The sequence below is a fragment of the Streptomyces sp. NPDC017890 genome (assembly GCF_044328675.1).
Lineage (GTDB): Bacteria > Actinomycetota > Actinomycetes > Streptomycetales > Streptomycetaceae > Streptomyces.
The window spans coordinates 93,183-117,584 of the sequence record NZ_JBIRHU010000013.1; the positions used below are offsets into that span (position 1 = coordinate 93,183).

Consider the following 24,402-nt stretch of genomic DNA (forward strand, 5'->3'; position numbering starts at 1 on the left):
GCCGGGCAGGCTACGGGGCAGGGTCACCGCCCGGCGACAGCATTTCCAGCTCCCCGGTGAGGTTGTAGCGGGCGGTCGCCTCCCACTCCCGCCGCCCGTGCGGGGTGTGGAACAGCCGGGGCAGGGCGAGGAGTTGGCGGAGCACCGCGGCACGGCCCTCGCGGAAGGCGTCGTTCGGCACGAAGTGGTACTCCTCGCGGACGGCCGCCGTGTACGCGGCGTACGCCGAGGGGGGCGAGGCGAGGACCGCCAGGTCCGCGTCGCACAGCACCTGCCCGTCGCGGTCGTCGCCGGCCGGGGCGTGGGTGACGGTGAGCCGGACCAGCCGGGCCACCTCGGCGGTCCTCTCCGCCGGGACCCCGGCCTCGGGCAGCGCGCGCTCGGCGAGGCGGGCCGAGCGCTCCTCGTTCTCGGAACGGTCGGGGAGGTAGACGGCGTCGTGGAACCAGGCGGCGAGACGCACGACGTCGGCGTCGTCCGCGTACTCCTCCAGTACGTCGATGTGGTCCAGGACCGCGGTGAGGTGCGCGAGCGTGTGGTAGCGCCGGGCGGGCTCCTGCCAGCGGGCCAGCAGGTTGTCGGCGTACGGCGCCGGGTCGGGGCGGGCACCGGGGGCGGCGGCTCCGTCCAGGGCGCGGGCGAAACGGGAGCGCAGGGCGTCGAGGTCGGCCATGGGCCCATTCTTCCAGCGGGGCGGCGGCGGGGCGCCGGCTCCGGGACGGGGCGCGAGCAGCCGTGGTGATAGCTTCTCACCGAAACTTGAGACTGTAGTGACGCAGCTGCAGCCGCAGCTGCAGCCGCAGCTGCAGCCGCAGCCGCAGCTGCAGCCGCAGCCGCAGCCGCAGCCGCAGCCGCAGCCGAGCGGAGAGGGTGGCGGACCATGACGGACGCGCGTACGAAGACCCCGCGCGAGCGCTACCGCACACAGGTGCGCGCGGAGATCAAGGAACACGCGTGGGAGCAGATCGCGACGGCGGGGGCGTCCGCGCTCTCCCTCAACGCGATCGCCAAGCGGATGGGCATGAGCGGACCCGCGCTCTACCGGTACTTCGCCGGCCGGGACGAGCTGATCACCGAACTCGTCAGGGACGCCTACCGAAGCCTCGCCGACACCTTCCGGGCGGCCTCCGAAGCGGGCGCCGACCTGGCCGGGCTGGCGCACGCCCTGCGCGCGTGGGCGCTGGACGACCCCCAGCGCTACCTCCTCGTCTTCGGCACTCCCGTCCCCGGCTACCGCGCGCCGGACGACGTCACCCGGGTCGCCGCCGAGACGATGGCGGTCATCATCGACGCCTGCGCCGCACTGCCCTCGGACCACCCCGCCACGCCGTTCGGCACGTACCTCGAAGGCCACCGGCAGTGGGCGGGCGGCCACCACGCCCCGCCCGCCGTCCTGCACCGGGCGCTGACCGTCTGGACCCGGCTGCACGGCGTCCTGTCCCTGGAACTCGCGGGCCACTTCACCGGCATGCGGTTCGACCCCTCCCTCCTCTACGACGCCGAACTGGACGGCCTGCTGGAACGCTGACCGCGGGGCGGGGCCGCCCCTAACGTGGAGCCCATGACGACTCCTGCGGATGTGTACGACGTACGCGACCCCGAGCTGCCCGGGCGGCTGCTGGCCACCGAGCGGGACGAACTGCTGCCGCTGCTGAGGTCCCGGGCGGACGGGGACTTCGCGCTGCCCGTGACCGCGTGTCCGGGCTGGACCGTGCGGGACGTGCTGGCGCACTGCTCCAGCGCGCTGATCCGGGTGGTGGAGAACCGTTTCGAGGACGGCGTCTTCTCGCCCGAGTCCAACGACCGCGACATCGCCGAACGCGCCGGCTGGACCAACGCCCAGGTCCTCGACGAGCTGGAGCGCGGCATGACCGAGGCCGGTCCGGTGATCGTCCGCGCGGGCGGCGCCCTGGACGGGCTCGCACTGGGCGAGTGGGTGCACGCGGGTGACGTGCGGGTGGCCCTCGGCGAGCCGGGGGCGTACGCGGGGCGCGGGCTGCCGGACGCGCTGGCGCTGCTCGGCGCGCTCACCCGCGACCGCGGACACGTGCCGCTCCACGCCGACCTCGACGACGTGGACGAGCCGCTGAAGCTGGGCGAGGTGAGCGGTGAGCGGCCGCCGGGGCGGTTCATCGGAGACGCCGCCACACTCGTACGGCTGTACGCGGGCCGGCCCGTGGACGACGCGGCCGGGTACGAGCTGGCCGGGGTGGAGGCGGCGGAGCTGAACCTCTTCGGCGGCTGAGCGCGCCCGTCCGGGGCGAGGGGGCCCCTGGCCTGCCGTCGGGGCGTAGTCTTGGATTGGACTAGACCTGTAGTAGGCCGACGAATGGGGTCCCATGAGCAAGCGTGCAGTCCTGGAGGTGATCGCCCTCGACGTCGAGGACGCGGTCGCCGCCCAGGCCGGAGGCGCGGATCGCCTCGAACTGGTCACCGACATGGCGGCCGACGGACTCACCCCGTCGACCGCGACCGTCGCCGCGATCCGCGCCGCCGTCGACATCGACGTACGGGTCATGCTGCGGCTCGCGGACGGGTTCGCCGCCGGGGACGTCGAGCGGCTGGCGCGGGTCGCCGCGGAGATGCGGGAGGCCGGGGCCACGCAGTTCGTGCTGGGGTTCCTCGACGCGGACGGCGACGTGGACCTCGGCGCGGTGGAGCGGGTCGCCGAGGCGCTGGAGGGATGCCGGTGGACGTTCCACCGCGCGATCGACCGTGCCGCGAACCGGGACGCCCTGCGCAAGCAGCTCGCGGACTTCCCCGGCCTGGACACCTACCTGACGGCCGGGTCGGCCGGCGGGGTGGACGACGGCCTGACCGTACTGCTCGCCGAGGCCCGGCGGCGGGGCGAGCCGGGGTACGAGCAGCAGCTCCTCGTCGGCGGCGGGCTGCGGCTGGAGCACGTACCGGGGCTGCTGGACGCGGGCATCGACGGCTTCCACATCGGCGGCGCGGCGCGGCCCTCCGGGTGGGACGGGCCGGTGTCGGCGGCGGCGGTCGCGGAGTGGCGGCGGGTACTGGGCGGGTAACCCGCGTGCCCGCGTGCCGCGCTGGACCGCGTGCCCGCGTGCCGCGCTGGACCGCGGGCAGTCGTGCGGCCTCGGGCGGCACGGGTGGGCGCGGCGGCACCCGGCGCGTGCCGGGCCGCGTCACCCGCCCCCCCCGCGCCGGGCCGCGTCAGCCGCCCCCCCGGCGGGGACGCCGGGCACTGCCCGACGGGCGGCAGTGGTGCGGCGTCGGCGCCGACCGCAACCGCGCTACTCCGCCAGCTGCGGCGGCAGGCCCGTCCCGTGCGTCACGATCAGGCCCGACACCGCGCGGGTCAGCGCCACGTACAGCCGTCGCAGCCCCGTCCGCTCGTCCGGCTCGCCGCCGATCACGGCCTGCGGCTCGTCCAGGACCACGTAGTCGTACTCCAGGCCCTTGGCCAGCGAGGCCGGCACCAGGGTCAGTCGGGTGGCGTGGGTCGTCTCCTCGCCCGGCCCGATGAAGCCGATCCCCGCCGCCCCGAGTGCGTCGGCCAGCTCCGGCACCCGCGCGTCGGCGGCGATCAGGCCGACCGAGCCCTCCCGCTCCAGCAGCTCACGGCAGGCGGCCACGACGTCCGCCGCCCCCTCGGCCGTCTCACGGATGTCGAAGAAGCCCGGGTTCTCGCGGATCGACGCCACCGGCGTCAGACCCGGCGCGATGTGCGGCAGCAGCCGGGAGGCGTACGCGATGACGTCCGTCGGCACGCGGAAACCGGCCGTCAGCTCCTCGACCACCGCCTCACCCTTGCCCAGGTGGGCCAGGGCCTCGTCCCAGCTGCGGGTCGCCCACGGCGTGGTGCCCTGCGCCAGGTCGCCCAGCACGGTCGCCGAACCGGTGGTGCAGCGCCGGCCCACCGCGCGGTACTGCATCGGGGAGAGGTCCTGCGCCTCGTCGAGGACCACGTGCCCGAGGGAGTGGGTGCGCTCGACCAGGTCGGTGGCCTCGTCGATCAGCACGGCGTCGGCGGGCGACCACCTGGCGGACTTCACGGAACGGGCCGGCTTCACCCACAGCACCGCCTTCCGCTCGTCCTCGGTGAGGACGCCCTCGGAGTGCTCGGCGAGGAAGTCCGCGTCCGTCAGGAGCCGCAGGACGAGCTTCGCGGGCTCGACCTGCGGCCAGACCGTCTTCACCACCGCCTTCACGGCGGCGTTGCGCGCCACCGCGTTCTGCACCCGGTCGTCCGGCGCCTCACCGGCCCGTTCCATCTGCACCAGCACGGCGTGCGCGATGCGCTGCGGCAGGGCCTCGCGGGCGGCGCCGTAGCGGATGTCGCGGGCGAGCAGCTCGCGGACGATCTCCTCCACCTCGTACGCGGCCACCCGCCAGCGGCGCGAGCCGCGCACCACGACGACGCCCTCGGTGGGCAGGGTGACGTGCGAGTAGAGGGCCCTGCGCAGCACCTCCGCCATGCGCGCGTCGCCCTTGACCACCGCCGTCGCCGCCTCGTCCGCGCCGCGCACCTCGACGTGCGCCACCAGGTCGTCGACGGTGGCCTGCCGGACCGTCAGCTCACCCAGGGCCGGGAGCACTTGCTCGATGTAGTGCAGGAAGGACTTGTTCGGCCCGACGACCAGGGTGCCGGTGCGGGCGAGGCGCTCGCGGTGGGCGTACAGGAGGTAGGCGACCCGGTGCAGGCCGACGGCGGTCTTACCGGTGCCGGGTCCGCCCTGCACACAGACCGAACCGGCCAGCCCGGCGCGCACGATCTCGTCCTGCTCGGGCTGGATGGTCGCCACGATGTCCCGCATCGGGCCGACGCGGGGCCGCTCGATCTCCTGCTGGAGCAGCTTGCTGGTGACCGCCGCCTCGGCCGGGTCGGACAGGTGCTCGTCCTCGTACGCCGTGAGGTCGCCGCCGGTGTAACCGAAGCGGCGGCGCAGCGAGACGTCCAGCGGGTCATTCTTCGACGCGCGGTAGAACGGCTGCGAGACCGGTGCCCGCCAGTCGATCACCATCGGGTCGCCGTCCGCGTCGTGCACGTGCCGCCGCCCGACGTAGAAGCGCTCCCCCTCCCCGCGCTCCCCCTCCCTGCCCTGTGCCCGCTCCGCCCCCGGGGCGTGCAGGTAGTCGAGCCGGCCGAAGAACAGCGGGGTCTCGCTGAGGTCGGCCAGCGCCTTGACGCGCTGCTCGATCTGGCTCTGCAGGACGGCGGCGTTGACCCAGTTCGCGGTGACGTCGGTGATGTCGAGGGACTCGACGTCCTCACGCATGGCGCGCAGGGCGGACCGGGAGGCCGCCAGGTGGGAGCGTTCCTTGGCGAGGGGGGCGTCGTGGACGGGCGTGGACAAGGGGGTGCCTCCGGTGACCTGCGGTGCGGTGGGCGCGGACTGCGCGGTGGGCCGACCGGTTTCCGTCCGGACGGCGGCGCTCCGTGGGGAGGCGGGCAAGAGCGGAGATTCTAGGGGAGCGGGGGACGGGTGGGCCAACGGTTTTTCCGACCCCTAGGGGACGGTCCCCTCCGACCTGGGGGGAGGGCGTCCCCCCGGAGGCGTACACGGCGCCGGAGCGGGTTCGGCCCGCAGACCGATGCCGGTACGGGGCCCGCGGTCGCACCATGGAGGCATGAGCGCAGCAACCATCTCCCCCGCCCCGGCACCGGTCCGCGTGTCCGGTGCCACGCCCGTGGCCGGCAGCCACCGGCACCGGCTCGGTGACACCCTGCGCGCCGTCAGGGTGTTCGCGGGCGCCGCATTCGACGTGGTCGTCCTCGGCGAGTACGGCGAAGAGGCCGGCGTCCGCCGCCGGTAACGCCTGGGACACCGGTGGCGTCAGGGATACCGGTGGCGCCAGGAACACCGGTGGCGCCAGGGACGCCGCCGCTCAGCTCTCCGCCAGCAGTTCGTCCGCGTCCATGATCCGGTACGCGTAGCCCTGCTCCGCCAGGAAGCGCTGACGGTGGGCGGCGAAGTCCTGGTCGAGGGTGTCGCGGGCGACGACGGAGTAGAAGTGCGCCTGGTGGCCGTCGGCCTTGGGCCGCAGCACCCGGCCGAGCCGCTGGGCCTCCTCCTGCCGGGAGCCGAACGTGCCCGACACCTGGATGGCGACCGTCGCCTCCGGCAGGTCGATGGAGAAGTTCGCGACCTTCGACACGACGAGAACGCTGATCTCCCCCTGGCGGAAGGACTCGAAGAGCTTCTCCCGCTGGGCGTTGGACGTCTCGCCCTTGATGACCGGCGCGCCCAGGTGCTCGCCCAGTTCGTCGAGCTGGTCGATGTACTGGCCGATGACGAGGATCTGCTGCCCGGCGAAGCGCCGCACGATCGCCTCGGTCACCTTCCGCTTGGTCGCGGTCGTCGCGCAGAAGCGGTACTTCTCCTCCGTCTCGGCGGTGGCGTACGCGAGGCGCTCGGAGTCGGTGAGATTGACCCGGACCTCCACGCAGTCGGCGGGCGCGATGTAGCCCTGCGCCTCGATCTCCTTCCACGGCGCGTCGAAACGCTTCGGGCCGATGAGGGAGAACACGTCCGACTCGCGGCCGTCCTCCCGGACCAGGGTCGCGGTCAGACCGAGCCGGCGCCGCGCCTGGAGGTCGGCGGTGAACTTGAAGACCGGCGCCGGCAGCAGGTGCACCTCGTCGTAGACGACCAGCCCCCAGTCCCGGGAGTCGAACAGCTCCAGGTGCGGGTAGACGCCCTTCCGCTTCGTCGTCAGCACCTGGTACGTGGCGATGGTGACGGGCCGGATCTCCTTCTTCGTCCCGCTGTACTCGCCGATCTCGTCCTCGGTGAGGGAGGTCCGCTTCACCAGCTCGTGCTTCCACTGGCGGGCGGAGACGGTGTTCGTCACGAGGATCAGCGTCGTCGACTTGGCCTGCGCCATCGAACCGGCTCCGACCAGCGTCTTGCCGGCGCCGCAGGGCAGCACGACGACACCGCTGCCGCCGTGCCAGAAGTTCTCCACCGCCTGCTTCTGGTACGGCCTCAGCGTCCACCCGTCCTCGGCCAGCTCGATCGGGTGCGCCTCACCGTCGACGTACCCGGCGAGGTCCTCGGCGGGCCAGCCCAGTTTCAGCAGCGTCTGCTTGATCTGCCCGCGCTCGGAGGGGTGAACGGCCACCGTGTCGGGGTCGATGCGGTTGCCGACGAGCGGCGCGATCCGCTTCGACTTCAGAACCTCCTCCAGCACCGGCCGGTCGGTGGTCGTCAGGACCAGGCCGTGCGCCGGGTGCTTGGAGAGGGTGAGGCGGCCGTAGCGGTCCATGGTCTCGGCGATGTCGACGAGCAGCGCGTGCGGCACCGGGTAGCGGCTGTACTCGACGAGCGCGTCCACGACCTGCTCGGCGTCGTGACCCGCCGCCCGGGCGTTCCACAGGCCGAGCGGGGTCACGCGGTAGGTGTGGATGTGCTCCGGCGCCCGCTCCAGTTCGGCGAACGGCGCGATGGCCCGACGGCAGTCGCCGGCCCGCTCGTGGTCGACCTCGAGGAGCAGGGTCTTGTCGGACTGGACGATCAGCGGACCATTCACGGGCGGCACCCTTTCGCGTGCGTACGGCCGACAGCGACTCGACGGATCGGCCAAACGTCCAGTGTGCCTGATCGGGAAACCGGGCTACCGGAGACCGAGGTTGTTGATCAGCGGTCCCTCGACGGTGACCCCTTCCGTGACCAGGGACTCGACGCCGGTGACCGGCAGGGGCAGCGGCAGCGCGGCGACCTCGGGAGCCAGCGCGCCGAACAGCGCCGCGGCCGTGATCAGGGCGGCGACGGAGACGGCGACGGCGTTGCGGGCGGCGGAGCGGTCGGATTCGCGGAGCTTGGCACGCATGGGGTGTCCAGCCTTTCGGGGAGTGAGCCAGGGCGAGGGGGGTGAGCCAGGGCGAGGGGAGTGAGCCAGGGCGAGGGGAGTGATCAGGGCGCGGGGAGTGAAGGGGGGAAGCGAGGGGGGATCCGCAGCGGGCCGGGCCCAGGGGACTGGGGACCCGGCCCGCCGACGGGGACGCTGACCGGGGGGATCAGCGGGGGATCACAGGACGGTCAGAGGGTCAGGCCACCGCCCAGGTCGATGCCGACCGCCGCGGCCTCGGCGGCGAACGCCGCGACGAGGGCGGCGGTGGAGGTCAGTACGGTGGCGACGCGGCGTACTGCAGTACGCATCGGGTTCTCCCTTTCGGTTGGATTACCGGTCGATTACCGGGCAACCGGTGGCTGCCCGACCGTCCGCGAACCGATGCGGAATATGAAAAAAGCTCCCTCGCAGGTGCGAATCACCCGGCGTGGCGTGCATGAGTCACCGCGTACACCCGAAAGTGCGCACGCGAGCGGAATCACGGCCGGGCGCGCGTAAAACCCGGGGGATCACGTCACCGCAGGCCACGCCGCCCGTCACCTCACGTCGCGTCGTCGGCGAGTTCGGCCACGCCGGTGATCCGGTGCAGTGGATACGTGCGCACCTCGTCCGCCGTGTGGTCGTACGCCGTCACGAAGCCGCCCTCGACCCGGATCGGGGCGATGACGCGCTGGCTGGCGGCGCCCTCGGCGTTCACGTAGCCGATCCACAGCGCCTCGCCGGTCATGACGGCCGCCTGCACGGTGGCGAGGGTCTCGGCGGCGGAGGTACGGGGCAGCTCGGCGCCCGCGGCCGGGGTGTCGCCCGCCCCGCTCCCGGGGCCCGGCTTGCGCGGGGCCGTGGCGGCCAGGTCGCCGGCCCGGACAGCGCGGATCGCCGCCGTCAGGAGCGTGTCGTCGGGGACCGGCGGACCGTCCGGGACCGGCTCCGGTGCCGTCCGCGGCGGCGTGCGGTGGGCGTCGGCGCGGGCGACCAGCACATCGCCCGCGGCGGACTCGGCGGCCGGCGCGAACCCCATCGTGCGCAGCCCCTCCAAGAGCGCCGCCGGGTCGGCCTGCGCGGCCAGCACGGTCGGCGCGAGGCGGCGCAGGCCGAGGCCGGCGGCCCGCTTGTCGGCGAGGATCTCGTCCAGCGTCGCGTCGTCGTCGCAGCGCACGTACGCCGAGGCCGCGCCCACCCGCAACCGCCCGTGCCGCCGGGCCACGTCGTCGATCAGATAGGTGAGCGGCTGTGGCACCGGTGTGCGGGAGTGCCGGGCGAGGAACGCGTGCAGGTCCGCGGCGGCCTGCCCGGAGTCCAGCGCGCGGCGCACCGAGCCCGGCGTGAACCGGTAGACGGTCGCCCCGCCCTTGGACTCCACGTCCGCGAGCATCCCCAGCACGCCGGCCAGCTCGGGCTCCAGGGGCCCCGGTGCCACCGCCGTCAGGTCGGCCTGGAGCAGCACGTGGTCCAGCGGCTCGGGGAGCAGCGGCGCGAGCAGCCGGGCGGCCCTCGCGGCGGCGGCGGCCTGTTCGGCGGGGGGCAGGGGGGCGGGCGCGGGCGGCGTGCGGTGGTGGACGGGGAGCTTGTCGCCGGGACCCTCGGGCACCCCGGCCCCCTCGGACACCTCCGCCGGACGCGGCTCGGGCGCCCCGGTCAGCGCCCGCCCCGGCGCCGCCAGCGCGCCGCGCCCGGTGATGCCCAGCAGCTCGGCCTCGGACAGCGTCCACCGGGCCAGCCGGGTCCGCAGATCGTCGTCCCGGCCGTCCCTGCCGTCCCGTCGCGGGCCGCGCAGCGGGCGCTCCCAGCGCAGCCGGGCCAGCACCGACTCCTCGGTGGGCGAGGCACCCTCGGGCAGCCCCGCCAGCAGGGCCAGCACCCGGTGCCGTACCTCCGGCGCCGCCGAACGGTCCAGGTTCGGGCCCAGCGCCGAGAGCGTGCGGTCCTTCGCGTCCCGTCCGCCGACCACACCGGAAGTGCGGGTGGCCGTCAGCCATGTCCCGGCGAGCCGCGCCCAGCGCTCCGCGGGGGGCAGCTCCCGCCACTCGTCGTACGCCGGGGTCGCCGCGTACCGCTCGTCGGCCTCACCGTCGGAGGCGATCAGACCGGCCGCGTAGGCCAGCTCGACCCAGAACGCGGCGACCGGTTCGGGCACGTCCAGCGCGACGGCCGTCCGCTTCAGGTCGCGCACGCTCAGCCCGCCGGCCCGCAGCACCGCGGGCCCCCCCTCGTCCCACTCCTTCAGCAGCTCCTCGACCGTCGCCAGCGCCGTCAAGGCCTGCCCGGCCGCGGTGGCGTCCACAACCTGTGGACGGTGCGCGGCGGCGGCCTCCACGGGCGGCGGCACCGGCTCGGGCGTGCGGTGCGCCCGGCCCCCGCGCAGGTGCAGGGCGACCTCGCGGGGCAGGACGACCGTGCCCGGCGCGGTCGGCAGCAGCAGGCCGCGGTCCAGCAGGTGGCGCAGGTGCGGTGCGGGATCGTGGGTGACCTGGCCGTAGGGCGGCCCCCACACCAGCCGCTCCAGCACCTCCAGGGACTCCCCGGGCAGGCCGGCGAGGAGCGCCGTCATCCGCGGCCGGTCGGCGAACAGGGCGCCGAGCGCGGACACGGCGGACACGGAGTCGTGGGTCGAGGGCAGCCCGACCGCGGCGAGGATGTCCTGGATCCGGCCCGGCGACATCCCCGCCGTCGCCTCCCGCACGGTGGGGCCGAGCCCCGTCGGAGACGGGTGCTGCGGGGACGGCGCGAGCAGCTCACGGGCGGTGCGCACCAGCCGCAGCCGGTCGTCGGCGCCCCACACCAGCGCCTGTTCGCGCAGGAGGGCGACGGCCCGGGGCAGGGCCCCCGCGATGACGGGGTCCCGCTCGTCACCGGCCATGAGCGCGAGCAGCTCGTCGTACGGCGCCGGGTCCGCCGCCACCGCCAGCGCCTCAGCCGTCTGCAGCGCGAACCGGTCCAGCCGCTCCAGCGCCCGTACGACCGACGCGCGGGTGCCGGCACGGGTGGCGAGCTGCGTCAGGTCCGTGGGTACGGGAGTGATGAGGTCGGGACGGCTGCGCAGGAGGGCGGCCAGCGAGACGTCGTCCCTGACGCGGAGCGCCTCCGCGAGGGACCGGGGGGCCGCGGACTTCTCCTCGGTGCTCATCCGGCCCACGTTAGCGGGTGGGTACGACGGCGGGGTGCGCGTACGGCGCCGCGGTGCGCGTCCGCCGCGTCCAGGAGGATTCGGTACCTTCGTCCGACGGCGTACCACAACACACCGCCCCGGAGGGCTCCGTGGGGATCGAGAGCGACCAGGTCGTCTACGAGTATCTGAGCCGCGTCGGCGACGTGGCGCAGCAACGGCAGCTGCCGTCGGCCACGCGCATGCGGCTGGTGTCCGAGCTGCGCGACGAGATCGACCGGCACCGTGCCAGGACCACCGTGGACAGTCCCGCCGCCGTGCGCCGCATCCTGGACCGGCTCGGCAGCCCGGACGACATCGTCGACGCGGCGGGCGGCACGGGCGGCGCGGGCGCTGTCCCGAGGCCGTCGGCGCCGAAGTCCGCCGCCGTGCCCGTACAGCCGCGGGGCGAGCAGCGGAAAGCGCGGGGCGAGCAGCGGAAGGCGGAGGGCGAGCAGCGGAAGGCGCAGGGAGAGCAGCGGAAGGCGCGGGGCGAGCCGCGGATGGCGGAGCGGCTCAAGGGCCTGCGCCGGGCCGTACCGCGCCCCCGCCCCGCCACGCCCGAGCCCGAGCCCGCGCCGGCCCCCTCCCCGCCGCACATGGCGAGCGCGCACGAGCTCGGGGACGGCAGCGCCACGCAGCCGGACTGGTGGCGGGTGGACAACGGCCCGTTCGGCGGCGGCGACAGCGTGCCGGGATTCGTCGGCGGTGTGGAGATCCCGGAGCTGCTCAGGCCCCCGCCGAGGGACAGGGACGAGACGCACGGGGCGGCGAAGAAGAACGGGGTGGCCGGGAAGGCGGCCGCGGAGGCGGTGGAGGAGGCCGCCGGGGCACCCGAGGGGGCCGGGGAGGCGGCCGCGGCCCCGCGCCGCCGCCTGCCCCGCCTGTGGCCCGAGGGCGGCTGGAACAACCCGGTGCTGCTGCTCGCCGCCGCCCTGCTGGTCGTCGGCGCGCTCCTCGGCAGCCTCGTTCCGATGGGCCTCGGCTGGCTGATCGTCTACCTTTCCCGCCGCCTGACCCGGGCTCAGGCGAAGTGGGCGGTACTGGGCCTGCCCGGCACGGTCGCCGCCGCCGGCGTCGTCTGGCTGTGGGGCCGCACGGAGGGCCGCTGGGGCGACCCGGTCGCCGAGGGCCACATGAACGACGCCGTCGCCGAGACCTGGCCCTGGGTCCTGCGCGCCGCCGCCGTCGCCACGGCCCTGTACCTCCTGCGGCGCTCGCGCCGCCCCCGGGCCTGACCCGCCCCCGGCGGGCTCCTCCCCGGGCCCCCTGCACAATGGGAGCCATGGCCTCCACGACCCGTCCCGCGCCCACCGTCGGCTTCGATCTCGACATGACGCTGATCGACTCGCGCCCCGGCATCCGCGCCTGCTACCTGGCGCTGACCGAGCGGACGGGGACGTACGTCGACGCCGACCTGGCCGTCACGCGGCTCGGGCCGCCGCTGGTGGAGGAACTGGCGTACTGGTTCCCGGCCGAGGAGATCGAGGCCGTCGCCGACCTGTACCGGGAGATGTACCCGGAGTACGCCGTCACGGCCACGCCCGCGCTGCCCGGCGCCCGGGAGTCCGTCGCCGCCGTGCGCGAGGCCGGCGGACGGGCGCTCGTCGTCACCGCCAAGTACGAGCCGAACGCCAAGCTGCACCTGGCGCACCTCGGCATCGAGCCGGACGCCGTGATCGGCGACCTGTGGGCCGAGCAGAAGGCCGTGGCGCTGCGCGAGCACGGCGCGGACGTGTACGTCGGCGACCATCTCGGCGACGTACGCGGCGCACGCGCCGCCGGCGCCCTCGCGGTGGCCGTGGCCAGCGGCCCGTGCGGCGCCGGGGAACTGCGCGCGGCCGGCGCCGACGTCGTCCTCGCCGACCTGACGGAGTTCCCGGGCTGGCTCGCGGACTACTGCGGCGCCGGCTCCGCCGGGGTGGACGCCGCGCGGGCCTGACGTCGGCCGGCGGCGATCGACTGGAAGACGCCCGCACCGGCGATCAGGAAGCCCACTCCCATCAGCATGCTCAGGACGAACATGTAGGTGGGAAAGGGCGTCGTCCCCAGAAACAGCGGGGCCACCGTGACCAGAGTGGCCACGGTACCGACGAAGAAGACGATCGCACCCGCGCGGATCAGTCGGTCACCGGGCGCGGCGGAATTCGTTTGGGTTTTGTCACGCACCCGACCAGGGTAGTTCCCAGGCCTGGAGAACGACCGGGGGACGTCTTGTCACCGGCCTGAAGACCATTAGCCTTGGTACCGGCGGGTCCGGACGACCCGCCCAAGTGCTATCAAGAGCCGTTTCCGAGCAGTTTTCCGACGAGTACGAGGACGAGGACAGACGTGCCTACCGGCAAGGTCAAGTGGTTCAACAGCGAGAAGGGCTTCGGCTTCCTCTCCCGCGACGACGGCGGTGACGTCTTCGTCCATTCCTCGGTCCTTCCCGCCGGAGTCGAGGCGCTGAAGCCGGGCCAGCGTGTCGAGTTCGGCGTCGTCGCCGGGCAGCGCGGCGACCAGGCCCTGTCCCTGACCCTGCTGGACCCGGCTCCGTCGGTCGCGGCCGCGCAGCGCAAGAAGCCGGACGAGCTGGCCTCCATCGTCCAGGACCTGACCACCCTGCTGGAGAACATCACCCCGATGCTCGAGCGGGGCCGCTACCCCGAGAAGACCGCCGGCAAGAAGATCGCCGGTCTGCTCCGCGCGGTCGCCGACCAGCTGGACGTCTGACCCCGCGCCCCACCCGCTACGGAAACGCCAGCGCGTCCGGGCCGAGGGCCGGTACCAGTCCCTCGGCCGCCGCGCGGGTCAGCAGGCCCCGGACCGCCGCGTAGCCGTCCTCGCCGAGGCCGGCCGTGAACTCGTTGACGTACAGCCCGATGTGCTGGTCGGCGACGGCCGGGTCCATCTCCTGGGCGTGCTCCATGACGTACGGCCGGGACGCCTCCGGGTCGTCCCAGGCCGCGCGTACGGACGCGACGACCGAGTCGGCCAGGCGCGTCAGCGTCTGTGCGCCCAGGGAGCGCTTGGCGATGATCGCGCCGAGGGGGATCGGCAGCCCGGTGGTCCGCTCCCAGTGCTCGCCCATGTCGGCGAGCTTGTGCAGCCCGTAGTTCCGGTACGTGAAGCGGGCCTCGTGGATCACGAGCCCCGCGTCGACCTTCCCGTCGCGCACGGCCGGCATGATCTCGTGGAAGGGCATGACGACGATCTCGCCGACCCCTCCGGGCACGGTGTCCGCCGCCCACAGCCGGAACAGCAGGTACGCCGTCGACGTCTCGCTCGGCACCGCGACCGTGCGCCCGCGCAGGTCGGCGTCCGCCTCCCGGCTGAGCACCAGCGGCCCGCAGCCCCGGCCCAGCGCGCCCCCGCAGGGCAGCAGCGCGTACTCGCCGAGGACGTACGGCAGCACGGCGTACGACACCTTCAGTACGTCGAACTCGCCGCGCTCGGCCATGCCGTTGGTGATGTCGATGTCCGCGAACGTCACGTCGAGGGCGGGAGCGCCGGGGACGCGGCCGTGGGCCAGGGCGTCGAAGACGAAGGTGTCGTTCGGGCACGGCGAGTACGCGATCCGCAGGGACTCGGTCGGCAGGGGCTCAGTCGTCATGTGGATTCCAACTCGTGAGAACGGGTGCGAGCTTCCCGAAGGCGTCCGTCAGGGCCGCGAGCGCGTCGCCGATGCGCCAGGCGGCGCGGTCGCGCGGGCCGACCGGGTTGGAGACCGCGCGCAGCTCCAGGACGGGCACCCCGTGCGCGGCGGCGGCCTCGGCGACGCCGAAGCCCTCCATGGCCTCGGCCAGCGCACGCGGGTGGCGGGCGCGCAGCAGCGCGGCGCGTGAGGCGGTGCCGGTGACGGTGGAGCCGGTCAGGACGGTGCCGGGGCGGGCCCCGGTCGCGGCGGTGACGGCGCGGACGAGGCCGGCGGGCGGGTGGTGGGTGACGGTGCCGAAGCCGAGGTCGGTGACCGGCAGGAAACCGTCGGCCGTCTCGGCGCCCAGGTCGGCCGCGGTGATCTCGTCGGCGACGACGAGCGAGCCGACGGGCGCGTCCGGGACGAAGCCGCCGCCGATGCCGGTCGAGACGACCAGGCCGTACGGCGCGGAGTCGAGGGCCGCGGCGGTCAGGGCGGCGGCGGTGGAGGCGGCGGCGAGGGCGGGGCCGACCCCGGCGGCCAGCAGGTCCCAGCCGCCCGGGAGCCGGTGGAGGGTCACCCCGGGGCGGGACACCTCCGCGCCCCGCCCCGGGAACGCCTGCGCCACCGCGTCCCGTTCGACGGGGACCGCGGTGGCCACGAGGACGCGCACGGAGGACGTGGTCAGCTGTCCTTCTTCAGCCGGAAGGACCACAGACCGGTGGCCGCGTCGCCGGCTTCCTTGCCGTCACCGGCCTTGATGGTGACGAGTGTCGAATCGCCCTGGGCGCCGTACTGGGCGTTGAAGAACACGCTGCCCGGGACGGTGCGGTAGGTGTTGTCCGTGTCGTCGGTCAGCTGCTGACCGTTCATCAGGATCGTCCAGCGCCGGTCCGCGACGTCCGGGTCCACGCCGAAGCGCACGGTGTCGTCGGCGTTGACCGTGATGGACTCGACGTCGTCGTTCTGCAGGCACTTCTGGATCTCGGCGACCTCCAGGACCTTGTCCTCACCGCCGCAGGTGGCCTCGGAGCTGACCGAGTCACTGCCGACCGTGACCGTGGACATGGGCGTCGGCTGGTCACAGGCGGAGAGCAGGAGGAGTCCGGCGGATACGGCGCCGGCGGCGGCGACGGCGCGGCGGCGTCGCACTACGCCGTGTCCGATGGCGGCGGTGCCGCGGGGCAACGTGGTCATGGTGCGAAGGCTATATGGCGCCCGGGGCCCGCCCCCCACCTGGGTACGGCGTGGCGTGGTCACGCCACCCTCGGCCGCGCCCGTCCTCCGTGCCGGGCCGAGTCGATCAGACCCCGTACGGTCGTCAGCCACCCGGTGGCGATGATCGCGGCCGCCACCGACAGGCCCAGCGTGCCGTTCAGCGGCAGCACGATGCCCACCGCCCCGCCCAGCACCCAGGAGACCTGGAGCAGCGTCTCCGAGCGCGCGAACGCCGAGGTGCGGACCTGTTCGGGCACGTCCCGCTGGATCAGCGCGTCCAGGGACAGCTTGGCCAGCGCCTGCGCGAACCCCGCGACCGCGGCCAGGCACGCCACCAGGGCGGTGCTGAAGAACACCGCGGCCGTGACCGCCGCGCCCAGCACGATCGCGACCACCGTCACGATGATGATCTCCGGCGCCCGCGACCTCAGCCACGCCCCGACCGCGGTGCCCAGCGCGTTGCCCGCACCGGCCGCGACGCCCACGATGCCCAGCGACACGGCCGCGCTCTGCCCGGACAGCGGATGCTCGCGCAGCAGGAAGGCCAGGAAGAAGATCAGGAAGCCGGACAGGCAGCGGATGCCGGCGTTGGCGGCCAGCGCGTGCGTCACCGCCGGGCCCACCGTGCGCAGCCCGGGGCGCTTGCCCCGCCGCCGCAGCGGCCCGTGCAGATGGTGCTCGTCCGCGGCGAGCAGCGCCCGGCTCTCGCCGCGCGCCGAGTCCACCTTCGGCGGCAGCGTGAACGACAGGACGGTGCCCGCGACGAAGATCACGAAGGCGCCGTACAGCGGCCAGCGCGGCCCGACCTGCTGGAGCCCCGCCGCGATCGGCGCGGCGACGCCGGTGGCGAGCAGCCCGCACAGCGTGACCCGCGAGTTCGCCTTCACCAGGGAGAAACGGGGCGGCAGCAGCCGGGGCACCACCGCGCTTCTGACCACGCCGTACGCCTTCGAGGCGACCAGCACGCCGAGCGCGGCCGGGTACAGCCCGATGCTGCCGCTGACGACCGCCCCGGACAGCACCAGCGCGAGCAGCGCCCGGGCGCCCATCGCCGTCGCCATCGCCGCGCGCCGGCCGTGCGGTACGCGGTCCAGGAGCGGACCGATCACCGGCGCGAGGAGCGTGAACGGGGCCATGGTGATGGCGAGGTAGAGCGCGACCCGGCCGCGTGCCTCGTCGGTGGGGACGGAGAAGAAGACGGTGGAGGCGAGCGCGACGGTGATCATGACGTCGCCGGCGCCGTTCACCCCGTGCAGCTCGATCAGCTTGCCGAGGCCGGACTCGCCGGCGCCGTGCGCGTGCGTCGCCCGGCGGATGCCGCGCGCGGTTCCGGTCACCGGCAGCCGCAGGGCACGGCCGATCGCCCGGAACCGGGAGCCGGGGCCGCGCCCCCGGCTCCCGCCCTTGAACTCCGTCCGTGCGGCTGCCACCCCGTCATAGTGCCCCGAGAGCGGGGGCTATAGCGTCGATACGGCACGGATGGCGGTGAACGAGTCGGGTGACACCACCGGGGAACACCGGACCGTACCCCGCCGAAACTCCCGTCGGTGTAGGCCCAGCGCACATGAGCAGGTAGCGTGCCTAGCGCGCCGTGGCGAACGTTCTCGGCCGCGCGCCTTACGGGCATCCCGCAGAATGGATGACGTAGGTGTGCCCGAGCGCGATCGGGCGCGGACGTCGACGCGGTCCACAGGTCCGCTCCGTCCGCCCCTCGCAGGCAGCGGCGCACTCGTGAGACGGCGTATGGAGAGAAGCGATACCTGTGAGCGCAGCGACAACGCGAAGCCGCACCCCTGACCGTCTGTGCGCCGAGGCCGTCGACCTCGCCCGCGCGGCAGCCGAGGAGGCCGCCGCACCCGGCGTCGTCGGCGAGCACGCCGGGCTGGTGTCGGAGGGCGACCGGGTCGTCACGCACTACTTCGCCTGCAAGGAGCTCGGGTACCGGGGCTGGCGCTGGGCCGTCACCGTGGCCCGCGCCTCCCGCGCCAAGATCGTCACGGTGGACGAGGCGGTGCTGCTGCCCGGGCCGGACGCGCTGCTCGCCCCCGAGTGGGTGCCGTGGAGCGAGCGGCTGCGCCCCGGCGACCTGGGCCCCGGTGACCTGCTGCCCACCGACGCGGAGGACCTCCGGCTGGAGCCCGGCTGGACCGGTGAGGACGAGCCGCCGCCGAACTCCGCCGTCTCCCACGAGATGGCCGAGCTCGTGGAGGCCGAGGACGCCGAGGTCACGGCCGGACCGCCCGCCGAGCTGTCGGTCGTCCCCGCCCGCGGCACGATCTCCGCGGTCGCCGAGGAGCTGGGCCTGCGCCGTACGCGGGTGCTCTCCCGGTACGGCCTCCACGTCGCCGCGGACCGCTGGGAGGAGGGCTACGGCCCGAAGACCGCGATGGCCCAGGCGGCCCCCGCGTCCTGCGTGAGCTGCGGTTTCCTGGCGCGCATCGGCGGCTCGCTGGGGCAGGCCTTCGGGGTGTGCGCCAACGAGTTCTCCCCGGCGGACGGCCGGGTGGTGTCGCTGGCCTACGGGTGCGGCGGGCACTCGGAGGCGGCGGTGATGCCGAAGCCGCCGCAGCCGGCTCCGCCGGTGATCGACGAGACCAGGGTCGACCCGTTCCCGTTGCGGCCGGCGCCGGACTCCGGGTCGGTCCCGGTGACCGAGGACGAGGCGTCGGCGGAGCTCGGGCACTCGTAGGGCACGGGAGCGTCAGCGGTGACGGCGGGCGCGTTCGCGCCGTGGGCCGCGCACCCGGGCCACCGGCGGCCCTGACGGTCCCGTCCCCGCACTCCGCCGGTGCGGTCGCCGGCCGGCGTCTTCCGGTCGGGGCCGGTCGGGGCAGGCGGGGTCCGTCCGGGGCGCGGGCGCCGGTGGCACGTCGGGTGGGGGAGTGGCGTCGGCCGCCGCCAGGGACGGTGGCACGGCGTCGTCGCGGTACCTTCGTGGTCCGTCGATGAGGAGAGTCACCGTGAGCATGTTCGTGCGGCCTGCCGCCGAGGGCGCGGATCCGTTCGGTACGGCACGTCTGCGGCGCGGGGTGCTGGACGCCTGGGCGACGAGCCCGGCCCGGTTCCGTGAGGACGCCAACGCGGAGGAGGACCTCGTCCTCGGCGGCTACCGCGACCGGCTGGTCGTCGAGCTGGCGCAGAACGCCGCCGACGCCGCCGCACGGGCCGGCGTGCCCGGCCGGCTGCGTCTCACCCTGCGCGACGGTGTCCTCGTCGCCGCCAACACCGGCGCCCCGCTGGACGCGGCCGGCGTCGAGTCGCTGTCCACGCTGCGCGCCTCCGCCAAGCGGGACGCCGGGGACAGCGCGGTCGGCCGGTTCGGGGTCGGTTTCGCCGCCGTCCTGGCCGTCACCGACGAGCCCGCCGTCGTAGGCCGGCACGGCGGTGTGCGCTGGTCCCTGGCGGAGGCCCGTGACCTGGCCGCCGACATCGCACGGCACAGTCCCGGCCTGGGCAACGAGATCCGGCGGCGCGACGGGCACGTCCCGTTGCTGCGGCTGCCGTTCCCCGCCCAGGGCACCGCCCCCGACCCGTACGACACGGCCGTCATCCTCCCGTTGCGCGACACGGCCGCCGCCGACCTCGCCGAGCGGCTCCTGCACGCCGTGGACGACGCCCTGCTCCTCGCCCTGCCGGGCCTGGAGGAGGTCGTCGTCGAGGTCGCGGACGACGTGCGCACGCTCTCCCGGCGTGCCGAGGACGCCCTGACCGTCGTGGAGGACTCCCGGGAGGGCGTCACCCGGTGGCGCACCGTCGCCGCGCACGGGCCCCTCACCCCCGGCCTCCTCGCCGACCGGCCGGTGGAGGAACGGCTGCGCCCCCACTGGTCCGTGACATGGGCGGTGCCCGTGGACGCCGACGGCTCTCCCGCGCGGCCCCGCACCAGCCCCGTCGTCCACGCGCCCACGCCCAGTGACGAGCCGCTCGGCGTGCCCGCGCTGCTCATCGCGTCGTTCCCGCTGGACTCCACCCGCCGGCACGCCGCCCCCGGCCCGCTGACCGACTTCCTGACGGAGCGGGCGGCGGACGCCTACGCGGGGCTGCTCGCCGACTGGCGTCCGGTCGCCGCCGGCCTCATCGACCTGGTACCCGGCCCGCTGGGCAAGGGCGGGCTGGACGGCGCGCTGCGGCAGGCGATCCTCGAACGGCTGCCGCGCACCTCCTTCCTGCCGCCCGCCGCCGGACCGCGCGAGGACGACCCCGACCTGCCCGAGTCCCTGCGGCCCCGTGACGCCGAGGTCGTGGAGGGCGCGGGCAGCGACACCGTGCGGGTCCTCGCCGAGGTGCTGCCGACCCTGCTGCCCGCCGGACTCGAACGCCGGGCGGAGCTGCGCGCGCTGGGCGTGGCCCGGGTGCCGCTGGCCGACGCGATCGACCGGCTGGCCGGGCTGGAGAAAGCCCCCGGCTGGTGGCGGCGGCTCTACGACAGCCTCGCCGGGGTCGATCCCGACCGGCTCTCCGGACTGCCCGTGCCCCTTGCCGACGGCCGCACCACCATCGGGCCCCGGCAGGTGCTGCTGCCCTCCGCGGACGCCGCCTCCCTCGACCCGGAGGTCCTCACCCGGCTCGGCCTGAAGGTCGCCCACCCGGACGCCGCCCACGCTCTCCTGGAGAAGCTCGGCGCCCTTGCGGCCACCCCGCGTGCCGTGCTCACCACCCCGCAGGTCCGGGCCGCCGTCGCCGCGTCCCTGGACGACGAGGGCGCCGCGAACTGGGAGGAGGACGTCCTCGACGCCGACGAACTCGCCGACACCGTCCTCGGCCTGGTCCGCGACGCCGGACTCGACCCCGGCGACGAGCCCTGGCTGGGCGCGCTCGCCCTGCCCGACGAGGACGGCGAACTCTCCCCGGCGGGCGAACTCGTCTTCCCCGGCGGCCCGTTCGCCCAGGTCATGCGCGAGGACGAACTCGCCTCCGTGGACGCGGAGCTGGCTGGGAAGTGGGGGCCCGAACCGCTGGCCGCCTGCGGCGTGCTCGTCACCTTCGCCCTGGTCCGCGCCACCGACGTCGTCCTCGATCCCGACGAACTGGAGCCCCGTGAGGGCGACTTCGCCGAGCCGGACGACGCGGGGCTGCTGGACGCCGTGGACGTGTGGAGCGAGGACGTCCTCGACCGCTTCCCGGACAGTCCCGTACCGCCGGTCGCCACCGAGATCGTCGCCGTGCGCGACCTGGACCTGGTGGCCGACGACCGGTGGCCCGAGGCCCTCGCCCTGCTGTCGCAGCCGCCGCTGCGCGACGCGCTCGTCCAGCCCGTGCGCGTCCTGCTGCCCGACGGCACCCACGAGGTCGTACGGCCGTACACCGCGTGGTGGCTGCGCGGGCACCCGGTGCTCGGCAGGCGCCGCCCGGCGGGACTGCGCGCGGCGGGCGGCGACCCGCTCCTGCGGGGCCTGTACGACGACGCCGACGCCACCGGTTTCGAGGACGAGCAGGTGCTGCGGGCGCTGGGCGTACGGACGTCCGTCGCGGCCCTCCTCGACGAGCCCGGCGGCGCGGCCGAGCTGCTGGACCGCCTCGCCGACCCCGACCGCCCGGTCACGGCCGCCCAACTGCACGCCCTGTACGGCGCGCTGGCCGAACTGGACCCGGAGCAGGTCACCCTGCCGGACGAGGTGCGGGCCGTCGTCGACGGCCGGGTGGAGGTGGTGGACGCCGCCGACGCCGTGGTGGTCGACTCGCCGGACCTGCTGCCCTTCACGTCGGGTGTGCCACTGCTGCCCGTACGGCCGGCCCGCGCCGGGGAGCTGGCGGAGCTGTTCCAGGTGCGGCGGCTGAGCGAGTCCGTCACCGGCGAGGTGGGCTCCGAAGGCGCCGAGCACGACGTGCCGGAGCCGGTGCGGGTGCTGCTCGGGGCGCGGACCCCCGCGTCGTACGTGGAGCACGAGGAGCTGGTCGTCGACGGTGTGGAGATCGACTGGCGGCTGACGGACGACGGCGTGCCGCACGCCGCGACCCTGGAGGGCGTGGCCGCCGCGCTCGCCTGGGCGGCCGGTCAGTGGCCGCGCCGCTTCGAGGTCGCCGCCCTGCTGGAGGACGAGTCCCGCACGGAGGAACTGGCCCGGGACCGCTGGTTCGACTAGGGACCCTATCGACCCTCTCCGCGCACGTGAACGGCCGGCGGGTGAATGTCCTCGGCGCGCTCTTCTGAGCGCAGCGAGGACATTCAGGGCCCGATGTCCACGCTTTCCGGAGGGACCTCACACCGGCAGCCGCCGGTCGACCCACCGCCACGCCAGCTCCAGGACGGCCGCCGCCGCCACCGCGATGCCGACGGCCGTCCACGGCATCGTCACGCCCACCAGCTTCAGCGCGAAGAAGTCCTGGAGCCACGGCACCACCAGCACCACCAGGAAGCCCGCGCCCATCGTCGCCACCAGCGCCACGCGCCACCAGGTGTAGGGCCGGGCGATGATCGCCAGCACCCACATGGAGATCAGGAACAGCGTCAGCGTCGCCGCGCTCGTCTCCGCGTCCAGCGCCCCGGGACCGGAATAGTGCTGCCGGGCGACGAGGTACGTCGTGAAGGTCGCCGCCCCGGCCAGCACCCCGCCCGGGATCGCGTACCGCATCACGCGCCGTACGAAGTGGGGCCTGGCCCGTTCCTTGTTCGGGGCGAGGGCCAGGAAGAAGGCGGGGACGCCGATGGTGAGCGTGGAGAGCAGGGTGAGGTGGCGGGGGAGGAACGGGTACTCGACCTGTGAGCAGACCACCAGGATCGCCAGCAGCACCGAGTACACGGTCTTCACCAGGAACAGGGTCGCGACCCGGGTGATGTTGCCGATGACCCGGCGGCCCTCGGCCACCACCGACGGCAGCGTGGCGAAGCTGTTGTTGAGCAGCACGATCTGGGCGACCGCCCGGGTGGCCTCCGAACCCGAGCCCATGGCCACGCCGATGTCGGCGTCCTTGAGCGCCAGGACGTCGTTCACGCCGTCGCCGGTCATCGCGACCGTGTGGCCGCGGGACTGGAGGGCGCCCACCATGTCCCGCTTCTGCTGCGGGGTGACCCGGCCGAAGACCGTGGCGTCGTCGAGCGCCCCGGCCATCTCCTCCCGCCCCGCGGGCAGCCGGCGCGCGTCGACCGTCGCGCCGGACAGGCCGAGCTTCGCGGCCACCGCGCCGACCGACACCGCGTTGTCGCCGGAGATGACCTTGGCCCGGACGTCCTGGTCGGCGAAGTAGCGCAGGGTGTCGGCGGCGTCCGGGCGCAGCCGCTGCTCCAGGACGACCAGGGCGGTGGGCGTGACGCCCTCGGCCACCCGGGGGTCGTCCAGGTCACGGGTGGCGCGGGCGAGGAGCAGCACGCGCAGCCCCTGCTCGTTGAGCCGTGTCGTCTCGGCGAGGGCGGGGTCGTCCTCGGCCAGCAGCACGTCGGGCGCGCCCAGCAGCCACGTACTGGAGGCGCCGTCGCCCTCGCCGAAGGTGGCACCGCTGTACTTGCGGGCGGAGGAGAAGGGCAGGGACTCGGTGCAGCGCCAGGCCTCGGCGGACTCGGCGACCGGGTACGTGTCGATGATCGCCCGCAGGGAGGCGTTGGGGCGCGGGTCGGACTCGCCGAGGGCGCCGAGGACCGTGCGGACGCGACTCTCGTCGGCGCCGTCGAGGGTGCGCAGCTCGCTGACGTCCATGCCGCCCTCGGTGAGCGTGCCGGTCTTGTCCAGGCAGACGGTGTCGACACGGGCCAGGCCCTCGATCGCGGGCAGTTCCTGGACGAGGCACTGCTTGCGGCCGAGGCGGATGACGCCGATCGCGAAGGCGACGGAGGTGAGCAGGACCAGGCCCTCCGGGACCATGGGCACGATGCCGCCGACGGTCCGCGCGATCGAGTCGTCCAGCTCGTTGTCCTTGGTGAACAGCTGGCTGAGGATCAGGCCGATCGCGGTCGGGACCATCATCCAGGTGACGTACTTCAGGATCGTGGAGATGCCGGACCGCAGCTCGGACTGGACCAGCGTGAAGCGGGAGGCCTCCTCGGCGAGCTGGGCGGCGTACGCCTCGCGCCCCACCTTGGTCGCCCGGAAGGCGCCGCCGCCCGCGACCACGAAGCTGCCGGACATGACCTGGTCCCCCGGCTGCTTGACGACCGGGTCGGCCTCGCCGGTCAGCAGGGACTCGTCGATCTCCAGCCCGTCCGCCTCGACGCACACCCCGTCGACGACGGCCTTGTCCCCGGGGCCGATCTCGATGACGTCGTCCAGCACGATCTCCGAGGTGCTGACCTCGGCGGCCGTCCCGTCCCGGCGCACGGTCGGCCGGGCCTCGCCGATCAGGGCGAGGGAGTCGAGCGTCTTCTTCGCCCGCCACTCCTGGATGATGCCGATGCCGGTGTTGGCGAGGATCACGAAGCCGAACAGGCTGTCCTGGATCGGCGCGACGAACAGCATGATCACCCAGAGCACGCCGATGATCGCGTTGAACCGGGTGAAGACGTTGGCCCGGACGATGTCGGTCAGGGAGCGGCTGCTGCGCACCGGCACGTCGTTGACCTGACCGCGCGCGACCCGTTCGGCGACGCCGGCCGCCGTCAGTCCGGTGGCCGGGGAAGGGGTGGGCAGGGGGTGCGCTGGATCGAGTCGGTCGCCCGCGTCGAGATGCGTCATGC

At 74.6% G+C, this 24,402-nt stretch carries 20 protein-coding genes; 9 read left to right on the forward strand and 11 right to left on the reverse strand.

The annotated features are described in order from the left end of the window. Window positions 1-10 precede the first annotated feature (10 nt). Window positions 11-673, reverse strand: a complete 663-nt coding sequence (locus tag ACH4F2_RS18740) for a hypothetical protein (RefSeq protein ID WP_398133804.1) — start codon at window positions 671-673, stop codon at window positions 11-13. 207 nt (window positions 674-880) lie between these two features. Here ACH4F2_RS18740 and ACH4F2_RS18745 point away from each other — a divergent pair, with 207 nt between their 5' ends. The 3 genes from ACH4F2_RS18745 to ACH4F2_RS18755 all read left to right on the forward strand — a co-directional run bounded on the left by ACH4F2_RS18745 (window position 881) and on the right by ACH4F2_RS18755 (window position 3,029). Continuing rightward, window positions 881-1,528: a TetR/AcrR family transcriptional regulator gene (locus ACH4F2_RS18745; protein ID WP_398133805.1), complete on the forward strand. Its 648-nt coding sequence runs from the start codon at window positions 881-883 to the stop codon at window positions 1,526-1,528. A gap of 33 nt (window positions 1,529-1,561) precedes the next feature. Then, a complete protein-coding gene (locus ACH4F2_RS18750) occupies window positions 1,562-2,245 on the forward strand; it encodes a maleylpyruvate isomerase family mycothiol-dependent enzyme (RefSeq protein WP_398133806.1) in 684 nt (227 codons plus the stop codon). 94 nt (window positions 2,246-2,339) lie between these two features. Further along, window positions 2,340-3,029 (forward strand): copper homeostasis protein CutC, encoded by a 690-nt coding sequence (locus ACH4F2_RS18755; RefSeq protein WP_398133807.1) that lies wholly within the window; start codon window positions 2,340-2,342, stop codon window positions 3,027-3,029. Window positions 3,030-3,257: 228 nt separating this feature from the next. Here ACH4F2_RS18755 and ACH4F2_RS18760 read toward each other — a convergent pair whose 3' ends face one another. Then, the gene (locus tag ACH4F2_RS18760) at window positions 3,258-5,321 is read right to left on the reverse strand and encodes a HelD family protein (protein WP_398133808.1); all 2,064 of its coding nucleotides are present in this window, start codon (window positions 5,319-5,321) and stop codon (window positions 3,258-3,260) included. 274 nt (window positions 5,322-5,595) lie between these two features. Between ACH4F2_RS18760 and ACH4F2_RS18765 the strand changes: the two genes are divergently transcribed. Beyond that, window positions 5,596-5,781 (forward strand): hypothetical protein, encoded by a 186-nt coding sequence (locus tag ACH4F2_RS18765; RefSeq protein ID WP_398133809.1) that lies wholly within the window; start codon window positions 5,596-5,598, stop codon window positions 5,779-5,781. 72 nt (window positions 5,782-5,853) lie between these two features. Here ACH4F2_RS18765 and ACH4F2_RS18770 read toward each other — a convergent pair whose 3' ends face one another. From ACH4F2_RS18770 to ACH4F2_RS18780, 3 genes are all read right to left on the reverse strand, one after another. Then, the gene (locus ACH4F2_RS18770) at window positions 5,854-7,497 is read right to left on the reverse strand and encodes a DNA repair helicase XPB (RefSeq protein WP_398133810.1); all 1,644 of its coding nucleotides are present in this window, start codon (window positions 7,495-7,497) and stop codon (window positions 5,854-5,856) included. A gap of 84 nt (window positions 7,498-7,581) precedes the next feature. After that, on the reverse strand, window positions 7,582-7,797 hold the full coding sequence (locus ACH4F2_RS18775; protein WP_398133811.1) for a hypothetical protein: 216 nt from the start codon (window positions 7,795-7,797) through the stop codon (window positions 7,582-7,584). Window positions 7,798-8,359: 562 nt separating this feature from the next. Beyond that, a complete protein-coding gene (locus tag ACH4F2_RS18780) occupies window positions 8,360-10,942 on the reverse strand; it encodes a helicase-associated domain-containing protein (protein WP_398133812.1) in 2,583 nt (860 codons plus the stop codon). Between the two features lie 131 nt (window positions 10,943-11,073). Between ACH4F2_RS18780 and ACH4F2_RS18785 the strand changes: the two genes are divergently transcribed. Both ACH4F2_RS18785 and ACH4F2_RS18790 read left to right on the forward strand, forming a co-directional pair. Beyond that, entirely contained in the window at window positions 11,074-12,198 is a 1,125-nt protein-coding gene (locus ACH4F2_RS18785) for a hypothetical protein (protein ID WP_398133813.1), read from the forward strand. A 47-nt stretch (window positions 12,199-12,245) separates the two neighbouring features. Beyond that, a complete protein-coding gene (locus ACH4F2_RS18790; RefSeq protein WP_398133814.1) occupies window positions 12,246-12,902 on the forward strand; it encodes an HAD family hydrolase in 657 nt (218 codons plus the stop codon). On the opposite strand, the gene ACH4F2_RS18795 is transcribed toward ACH4F2_RS18790, so the two are convergent. Next, complete coding sequence (locus ACH4F2_RS18795) at window positions 12,857-13,129, reverse strand: hypothetical protein (RefSeq protein WP_398133815.1); 273 nt, start codon at window positions 13,127-13,129, stop codon at window positions 12,857-12,859. The genes ACH4F2_RS18790 and ACH4F2_RS18795 overlap by 46 nt on opposite strands. Window positions 13,130-13,291: 162 nt before the next feature. On the opposite strand from ACH4F2_RS18795, the gene ACH4F2_RS18800 reads away from it, so the two are divergent. Then, window positions 13,292-13,675, forward strand: coding sequence for a cold-shock protein (locus ACH4F2_RS18800; protein WP_053132946.1), 384 nt, complete (start codon window positions 13,292-13,294; stop codon window positions 13,673-13,675). 16 nt (window positions 13,676-13,691) lie between these two features. Here ACH4F2_RS18800 and ACH4F2_RS18805 read toward each other — a convergent pair whose 3' ends face one another. The 4 genes from ACH4F2_RS18805 to ACH4F2_RS18820 are packed head-to-tail and all read right to left on the reverse strand — an operon-like array spanning window position 13,692 to window position 17,227. Further along, window positions 13,692-14,555, reverse strand: coding sequence for a 1,4-dihydroxy-6-naphthoate synthase (locus ACH4F2_RS18805; protein WP_398133816.1), 864 nt, complete (start codon window positions 14,553-14,555; stop codon window positions 13,692-13,694). Next, a complete protein-coding gene (locus tag ACH4F2_RS18810; RefSeq protein WP_398133817.1) occupies window positions 14,545-15,252 on the reverse strand; it encodes a futalosine hydrolase in 708 nt (235 codons plus the stop codon). The genes ACH4F2_RS18805 and ACH4F2_RS18810 overlap by 11 nt, the downstream gene beginning before the upstream one ends. An 11-nt stretch (window positions 15,253-15,263) precedes the next feature. Then, the gene (locus ACH4F2_RS18815; protein ID WP_398133818.1) at window positions 15,264-15,776 is read right to left on the reverse strand and encodes a DUF2771 domain-containing protein; all 513 of its coding nucleotides are present in this window, start codon (window positions 15,774-15,776) and stop codon (window positions 15,264-15,266) included. Window positions 15,777-15,835: 59 nt separating this feature from the next. Then, window positions 15,836-17,227: an MFS transporter gene (locus tag ACH4F2_RS18820; protein WP_398133819.1), complete on the reverse strand. Its 1,392-nt coding sequence runs from the start codon at window positions 17,225-17,227 to the stop codon at window positions 15,836-15,838. A 332-nt stretch (window positions 17,228-17,559) separates the two neighbouring features. Here ACH4F2_RS18820 and ACH4F2_RS18825 point away from each other — a divergent pair, with 332 nt between their 5' ends. After that, entirely contained in the window at window positions 17,560-18,486 is a 927-nt protein-coding gene (locus ACH4F2_RS18825; RefSeq protein WP_398133820.1) for a DUF3027 domain-containing protein, read from the forward strand. A gap of 271 nt (window positions 18,487-18,757) precedes the next feature. Next, window positions 18,758-21,880, forward strand: a complete 3,123-nt coding sequence (locus ACH4F2_RS18830; protein WP_398133821.1) for a sacsin N-terminal ATP-binding-like domain-containing protein — start codon at window positions 18,758-18,760, stop codon at window positions 21,878-21,880. 117 nt (window positions 21,881-21,997) lie between these two features. Here ACH4F2_RS18830 and ACH4F2_RS18835 read toward each other — a convergent pair whose 3' ends face one another. Beyond that, a complete protein-coding gene (locus ACH4F2_RS18835; protein WP_398133822.1) occupies window positions 21,998-24,400 on the reverse strand; it encodes an HAD-IC family P-type ATPase in 2,403 nt (800 codons plus the stop codon). Between the last annotated feature and the right edge of the window lie 2 nt (window positions 24,401-24,402).

Coding starts and splice junctions, on each gene's coding strand:
- ACH4F2_RS18740 (WP_398133804.1), bottom strand. CDS start 673: ATGGCCGACCTCGACGCCCTGCGCTCCCGTTTCGCCCGCGCCCTGGAC.
- ACH4F2_RS18745 (WP_398133805.1), top strand. CDS start 881: ATGACGGACGCGCGTACGAAGACCCCGCGCGAGCGCTACCGCACACAG.
- ACH4F2_RS18750 (WP_398133806.1), top strand. CDS start 1,562: ATGACGACTCCTGCGGATGTGTACGACGTACGCGACCCCGAGCTGCCC.
- ACH4F2_RS18755 (WP_398133807.1), top strand. CDS start 2,340: ATGAGCAAGCGTGCAGTCCTGGAGGTGATCGCCCTCGACGTCGAGGAC.
- ACH4F2_RS18765 (WP_398133809.1), top strand. CDS start 5,596: ATGAGCGCAGCAACCATCTCCCCCGCCCCGGCACCGGTCCGCGTGTCC.
- ACH4F2_RS18775 (WP_398133811.1), bottom strand. CDS start 7,797: ATGCGTGCCAAGCTCCGCGAATCCGACCGCTCCGCCGCCCGCAACGCC.
- ACH4F2_RS18780 (WP_398133812.1), bottom strand. CDS start 10,942: ATGAGCACCGAGGAGAAGTCCGCGGCCCCCCGGTCCCTCGCGGAGGCG.
- ACH4F2_RS18790 (WP_398133814.1), top strand. CDS start 12,246: ATGGCCTCCACGACCCGTCCCGCGCCCACCGTCGGCTTCGATCTCGAC.
- ACH4F2_RS18805 (WP_398133816.1), bottom strand. CDS start 14,555: ATGACGACTGAGCCCCTGCCGACCGAGTCCCTGCGGATCGCGTACTCG.
- ACH4F2_RS18815 (WP_398133818.1), bottom strand. CDS start 15,776: ATGACCACGTTGCCCCGCGGCACCGCCGCCATCGGACACGGCGTAGTG.
- ACH4F2_RS18835 (WP_398133822.1), bottom strand. CDS start 24,400: ATGACGCATCTCGACGCGGGCGACCGACTCGATCCAGCGCACCCCCTG.